Genomic DNA, 15,399 nt, shown 5'->3' on the forward strand with positions numbered 1-15,399 from the left:
CCGATTGACCCCTGCGCCTTGGCTGGATAATAAAAAACCCGTGCTAGGCGCACGGGTCTGGTTGAATTGGGGCTGCTTAATGGCTGGCCGCGACTAACCCGCGCGAGAATCCGCGTTGAGAGTTAGTAGTAGTAGTTGGCCGGCAAAGCGCATGGTCAGCTGTTCCTGATAGCTTGAGTGCCCATACCAATAACGGCTTTTGCCGCGGATGTCAACTTTCCCCATGCGTGGCGGCTTGTCATACAACCGTTACTCATTCTTCAAGAGGCTGTCATTGCCGCTCACTATTCTTGCCAAAACCCCAACGAGGAGGGAGGCAAGGATGAACCTGATTCAACGCTGGGATTTTACGCTGTGTCGACTCTGTCTGACCCATGGCTATAACCAGGCCCAGGCGCGGATCTGCCGACGGGTCTCCCGCACCGGGGATGGTCATGCGTATCTGTTGCTGGGCTTGCTGGCCTGCTGGCTGGACGATGAGCAGGGGCTGAACTTCCTGCTCACGGCCCTGCTGGCCTTTGCCATCGAATTGCCGCTGTATCTGCTGCTCAAGAACCTCCTGTGCCGGGAGCGCCCCCAGGGACTGCCGGTGTTCATCCGCCCGTCGGATCGCTACAGCCTGCCCTCCGGCCACACGGCGGCGGCCTTTTTGATGGCCTGCCTGGTGAGCCACTTCTATCCGGCGGCCACCCCGCTGGCCTTTGCCTGGGCCAGCTGCATCGGCGCTTCGCGCCTGCTGCTGGGGGTGCACTACTTAAGCGATCTCATCGCCGGGGGTGTGCTGGGGACCTCTGCGGCCTTGCTGGTGCTGCCCGCCTAGCCCGCGTGGCTGCGCCATTTGCCTATTTCGGCCTGAACTCCACCAACAAGGAGCGTGGATGAAGATATTGTTCGGCGTACAGGGGACCGGCAACGGTCATATCAGCCGCAGCCGTAGCCTGGCGCGTGCATTAAGCGCCCAAGGGGTACAGGTGGATTACCTCTTGTCGGGTCGCCCAGCCGATGCCTATTTCGACATGGAGGCCTTTGGTGATTATCGCGCCCGCCCTGGCCTGAGCTTTGTTACTCGGGAGGGCGCCATCAGCCTGTGGCAGACCCTGCGGCAGAGCCGGCCGCTGACCCTGTGGCAGGATATCCGCCAGCTGGATCTGACGGGCTATCAGCTGGTGCTCAGCGATTTTGAACCCATCACCGCCTGGGCCGCTCGCCGGCAGGGCATACAGTCGCTGGGGATCAGTCATCAGGCGGCCTTCTCCTGGCCCATCCCCCGGCGCTTCGATGACCTACGGGCGCGGCTCATCATGCGCCACTATGCTCCCGTCTCCCGCGCCATCGGTCTGCACTGGTTTCACTTCGGTCACCCCATACTGCCGCCCATCGTCGATGCCCTGATGCCGGCCCCCAGCCGGGGCGAGATCTTGGTCTACCTGCCCTTTGAATCCTTGTCCGCCATCAAGGCGTTGTTGGGGCGCTTCGTCGGCGTGACGTTTGTTTGTTATCACCCCCAGGTCGCCGAGTCCTATCAGCAGGGCAACCTGCAGTTTCATCCGCTGAGCCGGTCGGCCTTCACCGCCAGTCTGGCCAGCTGCGAGGGGGTGATCAGCAACGCCGGCTTCGAGCTGGCCTCGGAGGCCTTGACCCTGGGCAAAAAACTCTTGGTCAAACCCCTGGATGGGCAGTTCGAGCAGGCCAGCAACGCCATGACCCTTGAGATGCTGGGCTTGGGCTCTGTGATGGCCAGCCTGGATCCGGGGGCGGTGCGTCAGTGGCTGGATCATCCCGGCATCGGTCTTATCCGCTATCCCGATGTGGCATCGGCCCTGGCCGCCTGGCTGGCCGAGGGGGCGCAGGAGCCGGTGACCGAGCTGGCCCGTCGCCTGTGGCGCCAGGTGCTGTTGCCCGAACCCGTGTGCGAGCGGCTGGCCGAGTTGGGATTGTCCGACAGCCTGTGCTGTAATCTGCTTTTGCAGCAGGGATCTTTTGCTAGGCTTTAGGGGGAAGGCCAGCAAGGAGGAGTCATCATGCGATTCATCAACCAACGCGGCGAGGAGATCCACCTGGCCGACAACCTGACCCTGCGGGAGTTGACCGACATGGGGATGGACGTCAGCCTCACCGAGGTGACCGATCTGGAACATCAGATCTGGATTGCCGAGCCGGAAGTGGTGGAAGAGGATCTCGGCTGAACAGAGCCCGTGCGAACAAGCCAAAACCCGGCCCAGGCCGGGTTTTTCATGCTCTGCTGTTCGGCTTGGTCTTGCTAGGGTAATGCTCCGAGTTTTTCTATATATAAGGAAGTAAATTCTGGATCGTGCCCTTGGTAGCGTGGGAGTGCGCAATCTTGGGTCAGCTTTGCACTTTTTTGAGTCGGCAAAGCCGTGGACAAGGGCGAGGAAGCGCGATAAGTTGATCCTTCCATGTTTTCCCGGTGACGGAAAAACGCACGAATAATCACCCACATATTCATAAGGTTACGTTGAGTTGCCCCAACCAGGGCGTTCACCTGACCTGTGCCGTCAGCGAGTCATGGAGCGGGAAGCCATATCCCATCGACCTTAAAGACAACGATAAGCCTTGGAGGGCTTGTATCATGGAGATGTTATCAGGCGCGGAGATGGTGGTACGTGCACTGGAAGACGAGGGAGTCGAACATATCTTCGGCTACCCCGGCGGTTCGGTGCTCGACATCTATGACGCCCTCTTCGAAAACAGCAAAATCGAGCACGTGCTGGTTCGTCACGAACAGGCAGCGGTGCACATGGCGGATGGCTACGCACGCTCAACCGGCAAAGTGGGTGCCGTATTGGTGACGTCCGGTCCGGGCGCGACTAACTGTATTACCGGCATTGCCACGGCCTATATGGATTCCATTCCGTTGGTGGTGCTGTCTGGCCAGGTGCCCACCAGTCTGATCGGCGGCGATGCCTTTCAGGAAGTGGACATGATCGGTATCTCCCGCCCCGTGGTGAAGCACAGCTTCCTGTGCAAGACGGCGTCCGAGATCCCCGAAGCCATCAAGAAGGCCTTCTATATCGCTGCCACCGGCCGGCCCGGCCCCGTGGTGGTGGACTTGCCCAAGGATGTACAAAATCCGAAAGAAAAGTTCCCGTACGAATACCCCAAGAGCGTGCACATGCGCTCCTACAACCCCAGCAAGACGGGGCACAAGGGGCAGATCAAGCGGGCCGTGAAGATGCTGGCGGAAGCCAAGCAGCCGGTGCTGTACATCGGTGGCGGCGCCGTGGCGGCCAATGCGGCAGCTCAGGTGCAACGGCTGGCGGATCTGTTCAGCCTGCCGGTGACCAGCACCCTGATGGGGCTGGGGGCCTTCCCGGGCACCCATAGCCAGTTCCTCGGCATGCTGGGCATGCACGGTACCTATGAAGCCAACAACGCCATGCACCATGCGGATCTGATCCTGGCGGTGGGGGCGCGCTTCGACGACCGGGTCACCAATCACGTGGCCAAGTTCTGTCCCAATGCCAAGCTGGTGCATATCGATATCGACCCTGCGTCCATCTCCAAGACGGTGCAGGTGGATGTGCCCATCGTTGGCGCGGCCGATACCGTCATCGAGCAGATGCTGGAGGCCGTCACCGAGCTGAACCTGGAGATCGACAATGGTCAGCTGGCGGACTGGTGGGAGCAGATCGAAGGCTGGCGTGCGCGCCAGTGCCTGGAGTACGCCAAGTCGCCCAGCGTCATCAAGCCGCAGCAGGTGATCCAGAGCCTGTACAAGGCCACCGGCGGCAGCGCCTTTGTGGCCTCCGACGTGGGGCAGCACCAGATGTTTGCCGCCCTCTACTATCCGTTTGCCAAGCCGCGCCAGTGGATCAACTCAGGGGGGCTGGGCACCATGGGCTTCGGCCTGCCGGCCGCCATGGGGGTGCAGTTTGCCCATCCAGGCGCCGTGGTGGCCTGCGTCACCGGCGACGGCTCCATCCAGATGAACATCCAGGAACTCTCCACCTGCCTGCAATACGGTATTCCGGTGAAGATCATTGCCCTGAACAACCGCGCCCTGGGCATGGTGAAGCAGTGGCAGAAGATGTTCTACGGCGGTCGCCACAGCCACTCCTACATGGAGTCCCTGCCGGACTTCGTCAAGCTGGCGGAGTCCTATGGCCATGTGGGTATCCGGGTAGACGATCCGGCCAAGCTGGACGAGGCGATGGAATACGCCTTCTCCTTGAAGGATCGCCTGGTGTTCATGGACATTGCCGTAGACCCGGATGAGCATGTTTATCCCATGCAGATCAAGTTCGGCGGGATGAACGAGATGTGGCTGAGCAAGACGGAGCGTACCCAATGCGACGACTGATATCTGTATTGCTGGAAAACGAGTCTGGCGCCCTGAGTCGCGTGGTGGGCCTCTTCTCCCAGCGTGGTTACAACATCGAAAGCCTGACGGTGGCCCCCACCGACGATCCCACCCTGTCGCGGATGACAATTGTCACCCTGGGGGATGAGCGGGTCATCGAGCAGATCACCAAGCAGCTGCATAAGCTGGTGGATGTGCTCAAGGTGTCCGACATCACAGAAGGCAGCCATGTGGAGCGGGAGATCATGCTGGTGAAGTGCCGTGCCGCCACCGGCGAGGTGCGGGACGAGCTCAAGCGGATGTCCGAAATCTACCGTGGCCAGATCGTGGATGCCACCGCCGAGCTGTATACGGTGCAGCTCGTGGGCACCAGCGACAAGCTGGATGCCTTCCTGGGCACCCTGTCCCAGCTCACCGAGCTGGTGGAAGTGGTGCGTAGCGGTGTCTGTGGCATCGCCCGAGGTGAGCGCGCGCTGCACGCCTGAGTTCGGCTGCTGTTGACAAAGCCTCCCAATCGGGAGGCTTTTTTATGTCCGGCATTGCCCGGCAGCAATAAAAAAACAGCCCCAAGAAGGGGCTGTTGGTTTATGAGCCGGCCGTCGCTTTATTGGGCGATGAGGCTGTAGGCCAGGGTAGTGTCGTTGAAGGTGACCTTGTAGGTGCCGCTGACACTGGTGTAGATGTCGCTGCCGCTTTGGTTGGCGATGCCATCGGCATTGCTGTCACCGTAGTTCTGGCTCCAGTCACCCTTCACATCGAACTTGAAGCGTTGGCTGCCGTTGCTGTCGCCAGTGCCGGTGAAGGTGACGGTGGCCTGCCAGGTGTGATCGGCCACCAGTTCCATGGCGGTGCTGCCCCAGCTGTTGGGGGTGCCGCGGAAGTAGAGCTGAGCGAAGGTCTTGGCGAAGTCCAACTGCTCCACCACGGTTACGCTTGCGCTGGCGCTGCTGGTCAGGCCATCGTCATCGGTCACCTGAACCGTTACCGTATGAGTGCCAACGGTATCGAAGGTGCGACTGATGCTGGCGGTGGTGCTGCCATCATCCCACTGGTAGCCGACGATGGTGCCATCGGCATCGGTGGAGCCGGCGGCGCTGAAGCTGACGCTGGTGCCTACCTGGACCTTGCTGGCGCTGGCGGTGATCTTGGCCACGGGAGCGACCGGCTCGGTGACGCAGCTGACGCTGTAGGCCAGGCTCTTGTCGTTCACCGTCAGGGTGCAGTTACCCACGCTGGTGTTGACTATGTCACTGCCCGCCTTGTCCAGTACGCCATCCTTGTTGGTGTCACCGTAGTTGGTGGTCCAGTCACCCTTGACGTCGAACTTGAAGCGCTGGCTGCCGTTAGCATCGCCAATGCCGCTAAAGGGCAGGGTCACGCGCCAGGTGTTGTCAGCCACCAGGGCCAGGGCCGTCAGGCCCCAGCTGTTGGGGGTGCCACGGAAGTAGAGCTGATCGAACAGATGGACGGGCTCGGTGCTCTTGGCGGTGAGGGTGACGCTGGCGGTGGCGGTGGCGCCATCATCATCGGTCACGGTGACGCTGACGGTTTGGGTTTGATTTACCGTCAGGTTGATGCTGGCGGTGGTCTCGCCCGTGCTCCACAGGTAGCTCACCACCTGGCCATCGCTGTCGGTGGACCCGGCGGCGCTCAGGGTGACCACGGTGCCTGTGTCGACCGTCTGGCTGGCCGGGGTGATAACGGCGGTGGGAGCCTGGTTGACCGGTACCGTCAGGGTGACGCTGGTGCTGCTGCTGGCACCCTCGTTGTCCGTTACCGTCAGGGTGATGGTCTGAGTGGCGTTCGCCGTCAGGGTCAGGCTGCTGCCGGTGGCGCCCGTGCTCCACTTGTAGCTGGCGATGCTGCCGTCACTGTCGTAGGAGCTGGCGGCGCTCAGGGTGACCTGGCTGCCGGCTGCCACCGTCTGACTCCCCGGGGTGATGATAGCCACCGGGCTCACGTTGATGTCCACATCCGGCGCACCGGCGATGATGGTTCCGGCGTTGATACTCCAGACACCGGCATCCACCTTGTAGTTGCTGCCGCCATTGTTGTCCCAAGTGCCGCTGCAGTTGTTGGTGACAAACTCCACCTTGCTGCCGCTGCCCATGTTCACCGTGTAGGCAAACCAGTCATTGCCCACGTCGGTCATGGTGGCGCCGGGCGCCGTGGTCCAGGTGCCGCTGTCGACGCGATAGTGCAGGCAGACATTGCTCCAGCTGCTGGTGTGGTAGTAGAGGGTGGCGCTCAGTTGCAGGTCGGCCGGGAAACCGGCGCTCAGGGTGCCGTCGGCAGCCAGGGTATAGGTGCCTTCGGTCAGCAGCAGGCCGGTTTCATCGGGGCGATACAGGTTGTCGCCTGCTTCCAGATAGCGCATGAAGATGCCGTCCAGATCGCCGCTGTAGGTCAAATTGGTCAGGAAGTAACGGTCACTGCCGGCCAACTGACTGATGCTCTTCTGGGTCCAGTCGGCAACGTCCGGGGTGCGGGTCTCCAGATCCAGGGTACCCAGGTCGGCTTGGCTGCCTTCAATGTAGAGGGTGACGTGTTTGCTGGGGGCCTTGTCGGTGAAGAAGGCATGTTCCCCTTCAATATCACCGTTGACGTCCTCTACCTTGACGCCATCCACCATCTTGTAGCGACCTGCGCCCACATAGACCTGCTGGATCACGCTCTTGGTGACATTCCCCTGGCTGTCGGTGGCCTCGATGTAGTAGTCCAGCAACTGGTCGCGGTAGTCATTCAGATAGGTGTAGTAGAGGTCACCGATTTCCTGGGCCGGCACCACCTCCAGGGTGGCGGTGCTGCTGGGTTGCCAGGAGACACCGTTGATGTCCGGGGTGAGATCCCGCACCTTCATGTCGTAGCTGACCCAATCTCCCACGTTATCCGGATTGACGTTGGCGTCACCAGCATGGGCTACCGGATCGTACAGTTGGTAGGTCTTGTCCTTGGGATCGGCACTCTTGGCCGTGTGTACCCGTACCATGAGTTGGATGTCGGCGATGTCGCTGACGTCGTAGGCATAGGTGTAGATGGCAAACTCGTTGTCCATGTACATCTTGGCCCAGCCTTCGGCCTTGGAGGCATTGGCACTACCCGGGTTGTAGGGATAGCGTTGTGGCCACCACAGCGAGGGACCGGTTCTGTCCTTGGACAGGTTGGCACTCACATACGGCTGGGTGAAGTACAGCGACTGATTGAAGGAGAGGGTAGGTTTGACGCTGTCATCCACGTTCTCGTCATAGTAGCCGAAACCGGAGTCCATGCTGGCGATCAGGAAGTACCAGCCCAGCTCTGCCGGGTTGGCGCCGCCGGCGTAGTCCTTGCTGGCATCCCCTTTCACCGGATAGGACATCATCCAGGGATTCAGCTGATTGCCGTTATAGGTGACCTGATGATCCAGGTTGCTGGTGGGGCTCCAGTAGTTGGGGTGGTCATCCAGCCAGATCTGTTCGGCGGTCTTGGCGTAGTTTTCGGCCGCCTGCAGCAGGGCGAAGTTACGCTCCAGATAGTGGTAGCCGTACTCCAGTGACGGCATATGACTGCGTTTGTCGCCGTTGGCCGCATACAGTTGGCTGTAACTGGTGCCATGGGCGGTATTGAAGGCAGACAGCTGGCCGCTCCAGACCCCCATGGGCAGGTGCCAGTGGTACCAGGTTGGGTCGGAGGAGGAGTCGCGGGTGTCGATCCAGGAGCCATCCTGCACATGCACCACATCATCCGCGGGGATGGGGTGGGCCTTGAGGTACTCCTGTACCCCCATGCCGGTGACCGCGCTATCGGCGTAGGTCACGTAGCCGGAGTTCAGCCAGGTACCGCCGTCACCGGCACGGCCTGAGCTGTTATCCCCGTCGTGGGCGATGACAAAGTACTGGGTGCGGCCCAGAGCGGCCGCGGTGCCCTCATAATTTTTCAGCACGCCAGCGGTGACTGAGCCTTGATAGCCCTCTTCCCAGGAGCTGGCTTGTTCCACCGGAATCCCAGCCACCTTGGACACAGCACCGGTCTCAGGATCCACGTATTGCACCCAGTGAGGTATGGCGGCGAAGGGGAACTTGTTATGGGTCACCTGCTTTTCGTTGAACATGTTCAGGGCAAGCCAGGAACCCACATTGCTCTCGTTTTGCAGATCGGCCCGGTTGGGAGGGGAGACCAGGGTATCTACCCCTGGATTGTTCAGGTAGGGGTAGTCTTTGAGCGTGCGTGAATAATGCACGTTGCCCAGCACGGACCACTCGATGCCCAGTTTGTTCAGCACCGGGATGATGCGTTCTGAGAAGCCCAGCTCGGTGGGGAAGAAGCCCTTGGATGAGACGAAGTTACTGCCGAGGAAGTAGGGCTGGGCCAGCGCTACGTTCTGATAGATCAAATCCTTAAGGAAGTAGTCGTTGCCCACCAGGGGGCCCATGCTGTGGTGACCGGTGAAGTGGATGGTGTCCAGCGCCTTGAAGTTGTTGCTGGTCTTGTAGCCACTTTGGGTGCTACGCCAGTAGTCGCCCCAGCCGGAGTAGTAGCCCTCCTGGTTGCCCAGCTCGGCAAAGCTCTGCACGTTATTGATGGCAGAGCCGGACATGGTCACCTGGGTTTGACTCAGCGGATAGCTGCCATTGTTGCTGATGACGGTGTTCATCGGCCAGCTGAGGTAGGCACCCTTCTTGGCATGATGGGAATAGTAGGCTTCCAAATCATCATGAGGCATGGGCCGGTTGGTGCCGGGGATATAGTAGGTGTAGTTGGCCGGTGGATTGGCCTTGAGGTTTTTCACCTGACCGTCGTACATGTAGCGAACCGGTGCGCCTACCGCGATCCCGTCGTAGCTGCTGGTATCGAAGTAGGGCCAGAAGTTCGGCATGTGATTGTGGTAGATGTGGGTGGCGGCGATATCAGCCTTGGCAGGCATGGCACTCAGGCCAATTGCCAGTCCGAGGGTCACCGCGGCGGCCGTCGGCAGAAGCCGGGACGGCAGCGTGGCAGGGCGAATCTTCATCTGGTTTTCCTTTCGTTAGCTGTCCTTATGTCGTCGTTTCCGGGCTTGTGCCTATTTTGTTTTGTTTGTGAAAGGCGCCCTGAAACCGGGCAATGCTAGCGCCAGGGTGGGGGAAAAGTGGGCAGGGAGGGAATTTGTGTGAGCCAGGTGGTTGGCAAGATGCAGAAAATGCGAACGGTAGCGCTTTCAGGTGTCGAGCGCAAAGCGCCCAATACAGCCGAAGATTGAACCAGTCCCAAGGATTTCGCGAGGGCATTTACCAACCTTTGCGATTTACCTCATCGATGCCGAGTTGGGCGCTTGTCGGAAGTATCTCATCCTGGTTGAGCTGAGCGGTTGTTAGGACGTCTGACGCAGGGATAGACTTTCAGGATGAGGTGAATAGGACTGGATATGGGCAAACTAAGTCTGATGTGGCTGTTGAGTGTGTTGTGCGTCGGCTCGGTCTGGGGGGAGATAGTGGTCACTGACCCCTACCTGGCGCTGCTTGCGCCGGAACAGCAGCAGGTGGCCTGCATGGTGCTGGAGAATCAGGGCGACAGCGTGGTGCGCCTGGTGGGCGCCAGAACGCCGGATGGGCAGACGGTACAGCTGGGCGAGGGCCGCTGGGATGACAAGCCGGGGCGCTACCGGTTTCGCCCCCTCACGCGGCTGGTGGTGCCGGCCGGTGGCCAGGCTCTGCTGCAGCCGCAAGGTTTCTGGCTCTGGTTCGCGGATGCCAAGATCCGTCCAGCTGGCGAGCAGGCCTTGGTGCTGCAGTTTGACGATGGCAGCGAGGTGCCCGTCTCGCTGCCCCTGCGCGAGGTGCCAGCGCCGGCGCCGCAATCCTGAACTCAGGCTTAACCACTGGTGCATCGGCAGGCAGTCACACCGCGTTAGGTTGGTGACACTGCGGCAGGGCGCTACAATGGCCTCCCTTTTTCGGCTTCGTCTTATTTGCGAGAGGATCCATGAAGCATCAAGCCTTGTTTGTTCTGGCCGGCCTGGCCCTGGCGACCTCTGCCCAGGCCGCCGATCTCAGTGTGGCGGTCGGCGCAGATTACAGTGACAGCGGTTTTCAGGGCACGGCGAGCCAACGTCCGCTGACCAATGAGGGCAATAGTCGCTGGACCGGTTATATCGACTTTCGTCACCCGATACTGCTGCTGCCCAACGTCAATCTCCAGCGCAGTGATTTCTCCACCTCGGCCCCTGGCATCAGCCACGATCTGGATGTCTACGATCTGACCTTCTACTACCGGCCATTCGAGCTGGATCTGCTCAGCATCGATTTCGGTCTGGACCTGCGCCGTTATGACGGTGACTTCAACGGCCAAGGCTATACCCATGATCAGGCGCTGGCTTACCTGGGTGCCGAGTCCAGCCTGCCGGGCACCGGCCTGGGGGTATTCGGTGATGCCCGTTATGGTGCCTGGAATGGCGAAGAGAGCCATGATTGGCGGTTGGGCGTGAGCTATACCCTCAATCCCCAGGACAGCCTGCAGCTCAAGCTGCGCGGCGGTTATCGCAATGCCCGTTTCGATTACGACGAGGCCGGCCAAGCCTTTAATCAGCGGATGGACGGCTGGTTTATGGGCGCCGAGATCCGTTACTGAGCCTCTGTTAGCCGTAGGGCGCCCACTGGGGCGCCTTTTTTATTACTTTTTATCATTAAAAATTCGGTTTTATTCTTTGAGAATGGAATAAGCGCCCCTAAGCTGACAGCATCACGTTAAATGGACGTCGGCACATGAATTCTCAGGATCTTCTGCAACAGGCAGGCCCCTTGCCCGGGCCGCAACTGACCCAACTGGCTGCGGCCGTGGCGGGTTTGACTCAGTCCCAGCTCATCTGGGCCAGCGGTTATCTGTATGGCCTGGCCCAGGCTGGCGGCAGCCAGGTTGCCGCCCCGGCACCCGCGGCCCCCCAGGGCCAGCTGGTCATTCTGTATGGCTCCCAGACCGGCAACGCCAAGGGCGTGGCCGAGGCCATCAAGGCCCAGGCCGTGGCCAAGTCCATCCCGGTGAGCCTGCACAGCCTGGCGGACTACAAGGCCAAGCAACTGAAAAAAGAGAGCCATGTGCTGCTGATCACCTGTACCCAGGGGGAAGGGGAGCCGCCGGAAAGCGCAGTGGATCTGCACGGCCTGCTCAAGAGCGGCAAGCTGGGCAAGCTGGGGGATCTCAAGTTCGCCGTGCTGGGGCTGGGGGACTCCTCTTACGAGTTCTTCTGCCAGGCCGGCAAGGATTTCGACGCCTTCCTGGAGCAAGCCGGTGCCCAGCGTCTGCTTGAGCGCGCGGATCTGGACGTGGATTACCGCGAGGCCGCCGCGGCCTGGGGTGAGGCGGCGCTGGCCAAGGTGGCCGAGACCTTAAGTGCCGCACCGTCAGCCGTAGCCCCGGCGGGCACAGTCGCCCATGGCACCAGTGCCTACGACAAGTTCAACCCCTTTGCCGCCACCCTGCTCACCAACCAGAAGATCACCGGCCGCGATTCCACCAAGGATATTCGCCATATCGAGATCAGCCTGGAAGGGTCGGATCTGCGCTACCAGCCGGGCGATGCGTTAGGGGTCTGGTTCGACAACGACGCCGCCCTGGTGGACGAGCTGCTGGCCCTGGCGGGGCTGACGGGCGAGGAGCCGGTGAGCGTCGCCGGCCAGTCCCAGCCGCTCAAGCAGGCGTTGACCCAGTCCCTGGAGCTGACCCGGCTGCACGCCGGCTTCATCACCGGGCTGGCCGAGCTGTCTGACGATGCCGGACTCAAGGCCATCGCCGCCGACAAGGCCCAGAGCCAGGCCCTGGCGGCCGCCAGCCAGCCGGTGGAGGTGTTGAAGCGCTTCCCGGTCAAGCTCAGCGCCGAGCAGCTGGTGGGCTTGCTGCGCCCCCTGACCCCGCGCATGTACTCCATCGCCTCGTCCCAGGCCGAGGTGGAGGAGGAGGTGCACCTGACCGTGGGGGTGGTGCGCTATCCCCAGGCTGACGGCACCTTGCGCTCCGGCGGTGCCTCCTCCTACCTGGCAGACCGGCTGGCCGAAGGCCAGAGCGTGCGGGTGTTTGTCGAGCACAACGACAACTTCCGTCTGCCGGCCAACCCGGCCACCCCGGTCATCATGGTGGGCCCGGGCACCGGCATAGCGCCGTTCCGCGCCTTCATGCAGCAGCGGGAGGCCCAGGGCGACGAGGGGCAAAACTGGCTGTTCTTCGGCAACCCCCACTTCACCCAGGACTTCCTCTATCAGGTGGAGTGGCAGAAGTACGTCAAGTCCGGCCTGCTGACCCGCATCGACCTGGCCTTCAGCCGCGATCAGGCACACAAGATCTACGTGCAGGACAGGATCCGCGAGCGCGGTGCCGAGCTGTGGCAGTGGCTGGAGCAGGGGGCGCACTTTTACGTCTGCGGTGACGCCAACCGCATGGCCAAGGATGTGCAGGAAGCCCTGCTGGAGGTCATTGCCCAGCACGGCGGCAAGGACCGCGAGGCGGCGGAAGAGTATTTGAATGAATTGCGGCGCGCCAAGCGTTACCAGAGGGATGTCTACTGATGAGTTACCAAACTGTTCCCGGCCCGGTAGAAGGGCCCCTGGCCGATAACGAGCGCTTGAAGCGCGAGAGCAACTTCCTGCGCGGCACCATAGCGCAGGATCTGCAGGATCCCCTCACCGGCGGCTTCAACGGCGACAACTTCCAGCTGATCCGCTTTCACGGCATGTACCAGCAGGATGACCGGGATATCCGCGCCGAACGTGCCCAGCAAAAGCTGGAGCCACTGCACAACGTCATGCTGCGGGCCCGCATGCCCGGCGGCATCATCACCCCGGCCCAGTGGCTGGGTATCGATGCCTTTGCCCGGGACCATACCCTGTACGGCAGCATCCGCTTGACCACCCGGCAGACCTTCCAGTTTCACGGCGTGCTGAAGCCCAAGATCAAGCTGATGCACCAGACCCTGAACCAGTACGGCATGGATTCCATCGCCACTGCCGGCGACGTGAACCGCAACGTGCTGTGCACCAGCAACCCGGTGGAGTCCGAGCTGCACGCCGAGGCCTACGAGTGGGCCAAGGCCATCTCCGAGCACCTGCTGCCCAAGACTCGCGCCTATGCCGAGATCTGGCTGGATGGCGCCAAGCTGGGGCCGGACGAGGAGCCCATCCTGGGGTCCAACTACCTGCCGCGCAAGTTCAAGACCACGGTCGTGATCCCGCCGCACAACGACATCGACGTGCACGCCAACGATCTCAACTTCGTGGCCATCGCCGAGGACGGCAAGCTCATCGGCTTCAACGTGCTGGTGGGCGGCGGCCTGGCCATGACCCATGGCGAGAAGGGCACCTATCCGCGCAAGGCCGATGACTTTGGCTTCATCCCCAAGGAGCACACGCTGGCGGTGGCCGCCGCCGTGGTGACCACCCAGCGGGACTGGGGCAACCGGGTGGATCGCAAGAATGCCAAGACCAAGTACACGCTTGAACGCGTCGGTGTCGAGGCCTTCAAGGCCGAGGTTCAGAAGCGTGCCGGCGTGACCTTTGCCGACAGCCGGCCCTACGAGTTCACCAGCCGCGGCGATCGTTTCGGCTGGGTGGAAGGCATCGACGGCAAGCGGCACCTGACCCTGTTCATCGAGAACGGCCGCATCCTGGACTTCCCGGGCAAGCCCATCAAGACGGGGCTGGCCGAGATCGCCAAGGTGCATCAGGGCGATTTTCGCATGACCGCCAACCAGAACCTCATCATCGCCGGCGTGCCGCCCGAGCAGCAGGCGCAAATCCAGGCCCTGGCCGAGCAGTACGGCCTGCTGGCGCCCGTCTCCCGCCAGCGTGAGAACTCCATGGCCTGTGTGGCGCTGCCCACCTGCCCCCTGGCCATGGCGGAGGCCGAGCGCTTCCTGCCGGCCTTCGTCACCCGCATCGAGGCCCTGCTGGCCAAGCACGGCGTGCCGGATGACAGCCTGATCTTCCGGGTCACCGGTTGCCCCAACGGCTGTGGCCGCGCCATGCTGGCCGAAGTCGGTCTGGTGGGCAAGGCGCCGGGCCGCTACAACCTCTATCTGGGGGGCAACCTGGCCGGCACCCGCATCCCGCGCCTGTATCGGGAGAACATCACCGAGCAGGCCATCCACGACGAGCTGGACGGCCTCATCGGCCAGTGGGTCGCCGGGCGCGACAGCCATGAAGGCTTTGGCGACTTCGTGATCCGGGCCGGTATCGTCCGCCCAGTGGTGGACTCAGCGAGGGACTTCCATGACTAAGGTATTGGATCTGGCGGCGCTGTTGGCGCTGCCCAAAGAGGAGCAGGTGGCGCGGCTTGCTCCCATCAACGCCGAGCTGGAGGCCCTGAGCGCCCCGGAGCGGGTGCGTTGGGCCCTGGCCAACCTGCCTGGCGAACAGGTGCTCTCCTCGAGCTTCGGCATCCAGGCGGCCCTGATGCTGCACCTGGTCACCCGGGAGCGGGCGGACATTCCTGTGGTGCTTACCGACACCGGCTACCTGTTCCCGGAAACCTATCGCTTCATCGACGAGCTGACCGAGCGGCTGGGGCTCAACCTTCAGGTCTACCGGGCGGCACTGACCCCGGCCTGGCAGGAGGCCCGCTACGGCAAGCTGTGGGAGCAGGGCGTCGAGGGCATAGAGCAGTACAACCAGATCAACAAGGTGGAGCCCATGGCCCGCGCCCTCAGCGAGCTGGGGGCCCAGAGCTGGTTCTCCGGCCTGCGCCGGGAGCAGGCCAAGAGCCGCGCCAACCTGCCGGTGCTGGCCATCCAGCGGGGGCGCTTCAAGTTCCTGCCGGTGATCGACTGGACCAACAAGGACGTGCACTACTACCTACAGGAGTTCGATCTGCCCTATCACCCCCTGTGGGAGCAAGGCTACCTGTCGGTGGGGGACGTGCAGACCACCGCCAAGTGGGAGCCCGGCATGACGGAGGAGCAGACCCGCTTCTTTGGCTTGAAGCGCGAATGCGGCCTGCACGAGGACGGCGAGCACGACGGCTCGGGGATCTGAGGGATTCCCGACTCGGTACGACAGACAAGGCGCCGCAAGGCGCCTTGTCTGTCTTGTCCCGGCGCCAGATTGAGGCTTGTGTGTCGGCAGGCCCATGCTACTCTT

The 15,399-nt window shown here is 62.0% G+C and carries 11 protein-coding genes; 10 read left to right on the forward strand and 1 reads right to left on the reverse strand.

Annotated elements, in window-relative coordinates; genetic code table 11:
- The first annotated feature begins 322 nt into the window (after positions 1–322).
- From ABD847_RS13765 to ilvN, 5 genes are all read left to right on the forward strand, one after another.
- Positions 323–820, forward strand: coding sequence for a phosphatase PAP2 family protein (locus ABD847_RS13765; RefSeq protein WP_345014002.1), 498 nt, complete (start codon positions 323–325; stop codon positions 818–820).
- Positions 821–878: 58 nt separating this feature from the next.
- Positions 879–1,994 carry an MJ1255/VC2487 family glycosyltransferase gene (locus ABD847_RS13770; protein ID WP_345014004.1) on the forward strand — a complete coding sequence of 372 codons (1,116 nt, stop codon included), beginning with the start codon at positions 879–881 and terminating at the stop codon, positions 1,992–1,994.
- A gap of 27 nt (positions 1,995–2,021) precedes the next feature.
- Positions 2,022–2,186, forward strand: a complete 165-nt coding sequence (locus ABD847_RS13775) for a hypothetical protein (RefSeq protein WP_345014006.1) — start codon at positions 2,022–2,024, stop codon at positions 2,184–2,186.
- A 404-nt stretch (positions 2,187–2,590) separates the two neighbouring features.
- Positions 2,591–4,321, forward strand: a complete 1,731-nt coding sequence (locus ABD847_RS13780) for an acetolactate synthase 3 large subunit (RefSeq protein ID WP_345014008.1) — start codon at positions 2,591–2,593, stop codon at positions 4,319–4,321.
- A complete protein-coding gene (gene ilvN / locus ABD847_RS13785) occupies positions 4,309–4,806 on the forward strand; it encodes an acetolactate synthase small subunit (RefSeq protein ID WP_345014010.1) in 498 nt (165 codons plus the stop codon). Before ABD847_RS13780 ends, ilvN begins: the two co-directional genes overlap by 13 nt.
- A gap of 119 nt (positions 4,807–4,925) precedes the next feature.
- Here ilvN and ABD847_RS13790 read toward each other — a convergent pair whose 3' ends face one another.
- Positions 4,926–9,311: a PKD domain-containing protein gene (locus tag ABD847_RS13790; protein ID WP_345014012.1), complete on the reverse strand. Its 4,386-nt coding sequence runs from the start codon at positions 9,309–9,311 to the stop codon at positions 4,926–4,928.
- 393 nt (positions 9,312–9,704) lie between these two features.
- Between ABD847_RS13790 and ABD847_RS13795 the strand changes: the two genes are divergently transcribed.
- The 5 genes from ABD847_RS13795 (at position 9,705) to ABD847_RS13815 (ending at position 15,294) form a co-directional block, all read left to right on the forward strand.
- A complete protein-coding gene (locus tag ABD847_RS13795) occupies positions 9,705–10,142 on the forward strand; it encodes a copper chaperone PCu(A)C (protein WP_345014013.1) in 438 nt (145 codons plus the stop codon).
- Between the two features lie 119 nt (positions 10,143–10,261).
- On the forward strand, positions 10,262–10,906 hold the full coding sequence (locus tag ABD847_RS13800; RefSeq protein WP_345014014.1) for a TIGR04219 family outer membrane beta-barrel protein: 645 nt from the start codon (positions 10,262–10,264) through the stop codon (positions 10,904–10,906).
- A gap of 134 nt (positions 10,907–11,040) precedes the next feature.
- Positions 11,041–12,834, forward strand: a complete 1,794-nt coding sequence (locus ABD847_RS13805) for an assimilatory sulfite reductase (NADPH) flavoprotein subunit (RefSeq protein ID WP_345014015.1) — start codon at positions 11,041–11,043, stop codon at positions 12,832–12,834.
- Complete coding sequence (cysI, locus tag ABD847_RS13810) at positions 12,834–14,540, forward strand: assimilatory sulfite reductase (NADPH) hemoprotein subunit (RefSeq protein ID WP_345014018.1); 1,707 nt, start codon at positions 12,834–12,836, stop codon at positions 14,538–14,540. The genes ABD847_RS13805 and cysI overlap by 1 nt, the downstream gene beginning before the upstream one ends.
- Positions 14,533–15,294 (forward strand): phosphoadenylyl-sulfate reductase, encoded by a 762-nt coding sequence (locus ABD847_RS13815; RefSeq protein ID WP_345014020.1) that lies wholly within the window; start codon positions 14,533–14,535, stop codon positions 15,292–15,294. The genes cysI and ABD847_RS13815 overlap by 8 nt, the downstream gene beginning before the upstream one ends.
- Positions 15,295–15,399: the final 105 nt, after the last annotated feature.

Origin of the sequence: Pseudaeromonas paramecii (assembly GCF_039540575.1) — a bacterium.
In the GTDB taxonomy this organism is placed as follows: Bacteria; Pseudomonadota; Gammaproteobacteria; order Enterobacterales; family Aeromonadaceae; genus Pseudaeromonas; species Pseudaeromonas paramecii.

Excerpts from the sequence above, each read along its gene's own strand:
- ABD847_RS13780 (WP_345014008.1), top strand. The coding sequence starts at position 2,591 with ATGGAGATGTTATCAGGCGCGGAGATGGTGGTACGTGCACTGGAAGAC.
- ABD847_RS13805 (WP_345014015.1), top strand. The coding sequence starts at position 11,041 with ATGAATTCTCAGGATCTTCTGCAACAGGCAGGCCCCTTGCCCGGGCCG.
- ABD847_RS13765 (WP_345014002.1), top strand. The coding sequence starts at position 323 with ATGAACCTGATTCAACGCTGGGATTTTACGCTGTGTCGACTCTGTCTG.
- ABD847_RS13770 (WP_345014004.1), top strand. The coding sequence starts at position 879 with ATGAAGATATTGTTCGGCGTACAGGGGACCGGCAACGGTCATATCAGC.
- cysI (WP_345014018.1), top strand. The coding sequence starts at position 12,834 with ATGAGTTACCAAACTGTTCCCGGCCCGGTAGAAGGGCCCCTGGCCGAT.
- ABD847_RS13815 (WP_345014020.1), top strand. The coding sequence starts at position 14,533 with ATGACTAAGGTATTGGATCTGGCGGCGCTGTTGGCGCTGCCCAAAGAG.
- ABD847_RS13800 (WP_345014014.1), top strand. The coding sequence starts at position 10,262 with ATGAAGCATCAAGCCTTGTTTGTTCTGGCCGGCCTGGCCCTGGCGACC.
- ABD847_RS13775 (WP_345014006.1), top strand. The coding sequence starts at position 2,022 with ATGCGATTCATCAACCAACGCGGCGAGGAGATCCACCTGGCCGACAAC.
- ilvN (WP_345014010.1), top strand. The coding sequence starts at position 4,309 with ATGCGACGACTGATATCTGTATTGCTGGAAAACGAGTCTGGCGCCCTG.
- ABD847_RS13795 (WP_345014013.1), top strand. The coding sequence starts at position 9,705 with ATGGGCAAACTAAGTCTGATGTGGCTGTTGAGTGTGTTGTGCGTCGGC.
- ABD847_RS13790 (WP_345014012.1), bottom strand. The coding sequence starts at position 9,311 with ATGAAGATTCGCCCTGCCACGCTGCCGTCCCGGCTTCTGCCGACGGCC.